Source organism: Sporolituus thermophilus DSM 23256, from assembly GCF_900102435.1.
Lineage (GTDB): Bacteria > Bacillota > Negativicutes > Sporomusales > Thermosinaceae > Thermosinus > Thermosinus thermophilus.
Genome location: NZ_FNBU01000043.1, coordinates 1 through 3,092, shown reverse-complemented (window position 1 = coordinate 3,092; position 3,092 = coordinate 1). Strand labels below are relative to the sequence as shown.

At 57.9% G+C, this 3,092-nt stretch carries 4 protein-coding genes; all 4 read left to right on the top strand.

Features of this window, described 5'->3' with window-relative positions; all coding sequences use genetic code 11:
* Positions 1 to 285: TIGR00366 family protein (locus BLQ99_RS14615; protein ID WP_171904708.1), on the top strand; the 285-nt coding region annotated here is incomplete at its 5' end.
* A 75-nt stretch (positions 286 to 360) separates the two neighbouring features.
* Complete coding sequence (locus BLQ99_RS14610; protein ID WP_093692240.1) at positions 361 to 1,209, top strand: sulfide/dihydroorotate dehydrogenase-like FAD/NAD-binding protein; 849 nt, start codon at positions 361 to 363, stop codon at positions 1,207 to 1,209.
* Entirely contained in the window at positions 1,197 to 2,573 is a 1,377-nt protein-coding gene (gltA, locus tag BLQ99_RS14605) for an NADPH-dependent glutamate synthase (RefSeq protein WP_093692238.1), read from the top strand. Before BLQ99_RS14610 ends, gltA begins: the two co-directional genes overlap by 13 nt.
* 229 nt (positions 2,574 to 2,802) lie before the next feature.
* On the top strand, positions 2,803 to 3,092 hold a 290-nt coding region (locus tag BLQ99_RS14600), incomplete at its 3' end, for a TIGR00366 family protein (protein WP_171904707.1).

Here is a 3,092-nt window from a genome sequence, read left to right as displayed (position 1 = left end):
TTATCCAACGTTATTGGCTACTTTATCCCGTCCGGCGGCGGCAAATGGGCGGTTGAAGCGCCGTACATCATTCAGGCCGGGGCGGCGCTTGGCGTACCGCACGCCAAGACGGTCATCGCTTATTCCTACGGCAACGACTGGGTCAACCTCATCCAGCCCTTCTGGGCCCTGCCGTTTATGTCGGTAGTGGGCCTTGAGTTCCGGGACTTCGTCGGCTACACCTTTATTACCTGGATTGTTATCGGCATTATCATGCTGCTGGGACTGACCTATATCCCGTTCTAAACCCTGCAAAATACGCTTTACCTTGGCCGCTTCAGACAACTTACCAGTTTTATCGGGAGAAATGAGGGGATTATCGTGTATACCATTCTGGACAAGAAGGTCCTGTCACCCGGGGTGAAACAGATAGTGGTGAGCGCGCCGCTCATCGCCCGCAAAGCGCGGCCCGGCGAGTTTGTCATCCTCCGGGTCGACGAAAACGGCGAGCGCATCCCGCTGACCATTGCCGACTTTGACCGGCAGGCCGGGACGGTAACGCTCATTTTTCAAGAGGTAGGCGCGACCACCCGGCGGCTGGGCCGACTGGAAACCGGTGATGCGCTAAGCGATTTGGCCGGACCGCTGGGTAAACCTACTCATATTGAAAAAATGGGTACGGTCGTGTGCGTCGGCGGCGGCATCGGCATCGCGCCCATCTACCCAATCGCCCGGGGGATGAAGGAAGCGGGCAACCGCGTAATCAGCATCCTGGGCGCCCGCACGCGGGAACTGCTTATCCTTGAGCAGGAAATGAAAGCCGTCAGTGACCTTGTCTATGTTACCACCGACGACGGCTCGTACGGCCGGCGCGGGTTGGTGACGGACGTGCTGAAAGAACTGCTCGACAGCGGTGAACCGATCGCCGAAGTCGTGGCCGTCGGACCGGTGGTTATGATGCGGGCAGTAGCGGAAACCACCCGGCCGTATGGCGTTAAAACGGTTGTCAGCCTTAACCCGATCATGGTCGACGGCACCGGCATGTGCGGGGGCTGCCGCGTCAGCGTCGGCGGCCAGACCAAATTCGCGTGCGTCGACGGGCCGGAATTCGACGGACACCAAGTCGACTTCGCCGGTCTCATGGCCCGCCAGCGCATGTATGCAGAGCGGGAAAAATACGCTGACAACCAGACCTATCAGAAAGAAGGTGGCTGCCGATGCCGGCATTGAGACAACCTATGCCCGAGCAGCCGGCCGCTGAGCGGGTGCGCAATTTTGGCGAAGTGGCGCTCGGCTACACGGAAGAGCAGGCCCTGCTCGAGGCGTCGCGTTGCCTGCAGTGCAAGGCGGCGCCGTGCCGTACGGGCTGTCCGGTGGAAGTAGATATCCCCGCGTTTATCGCCCTTATCCGCCAGGGACAATACGGGGCGGCGGCCAATAAAATTAAAGAGAAAAACAGTCTGCCGGCCATCTGCGGCCGGGTATGCCCTCAGGAAACGCAGTGCGAGAGCCATTGCGTCTTGGGGAAAAAAGGCGCGCCGGTGGCCATTGGCCGGCTGGAGCGGTTTGTTGCCGACGTGCAGCGCCATGCGGGCGGGAGCACGCCGCCGACGCTCAGCCGTAACGGCCGCCGTGTGGCCATTGTCGGATCAGGCCCGGCCGGACTGACCTGCGCCGGCGACCTTGCCCTGGCCGGCTATGATGTGACGGTTTTTGAAGCCTTGCACCAGCCGGGCGGCGTACTGGTTTACGGCATCCCCGAATTTCGGCTGCCCAAAGCCATTGTCCAGGCTGAAATCGACTATATCCGCCGCCTGGGAGTGCGCATTGAGACCAATGTGGTAATCGGCAAAACCCTGTCGGTCGATGACCTGTTTGCTGAAGGCTACCAGGCCGTATTTATCGGCTCGGGCGCCGGCGCACCCCAGTTTATGAACATTCCGGGCGAAAACCTCAACGGCGTCTATTCGGCCAATGAATTTCTCACCCGCGTCAACTTAATGAAAGCTTATCGCTTCCCCGAGCATCCTACCCCGGTCTATATCGGCAAAAAAGCGGCCGTCATCGGCGGCGGCAATGTGGCGATGGATGCCGCGCGGACGGCGCTCAGGCTGGGGGCGGAAACGGTGTGGCTGGTCTACCGCCGGTCCGAGGCCGAGATGCCGGCCCGCCGCGAAGAGATCGAGCACGCCAAAGAAGAAGGCATCATTTTTAAGCTCCTTACCAATCCGATTAAAATCAACGGTACGGCGCAAGGGTGGGTGGATGGACTGGAATGCCTGCAGATGGAGCTGGGCGAACCAGATGCATCAGGCCGCCGCAGCCCGGTGCCGGTGGCCGGTTCCAACTTTATTCTGCCGGCCGATACGGTCATCATGGCGATCGGCAACACCCCCAATCCACTCATACCGCAAACTACCCCCGGTCTTGTCGTCACCCGCAAAGGCACAATTGTCACGGATGACCAGGGCCTGACGTCGCGGCCCAATGTCTATGCCGGCGGCGACATCGTTACCGGCGCGGCCACGGTGATCAGTGCCATGGGCGCCGGCAAACGGGCCGCCAAGGCCATACGGGCGGCACTTGGTTATTAAATGTGCAAAAAGTAGTCAAATGCGCAAAATATTGCACATTTAAAAAAGTGGTAGTTCCCAAAAATGAGAAAAAGTTATACAATTCTTACAATGTGATGTAAGGGTTACTTTTTATGTAAATATAATGGGCTGATTTGACAATAGCTTTTCCTTTTGTGAAAGTTGGCACGAAAATTGCTTATATAAAAGACAGGCAAAAGCCACAAAAAAAACAAAAAGGAGGAAAAGTATGTCCGATCAGCCGAAAAAGAACAAAGGGATTATCGAAGCCATCACCAGTTTTGCCGAACGGTATGTCCCGGACTCTTATGTAATCCTGCTTATCCTCAGTTTGCTGACCTTCATCCTGGCCCTTATCTTTACCCCGTCCAATCCCTATCAGGTAGTGCAGGCCTGGGGCAAAGGCTTCTGGATCCTACTCGAGTTTTCCATGCAGATGGCGCTTATCATCGTCACCGGCTATGCCCTGGCGACGACGCCGCAGTGCAACCGCCTGCTGGTGGCGCTGTGCAGCCAGCC

What these genes read in the sequence shown, in the direction of transcription:
- gltA (WP_093692238.1), top strand. Translation starts at nt 1,197, where the DNA reads ATGCCGGCATTGAGACAACCTATGCCCGAGCAGCCGGCCGCTGAGCGG.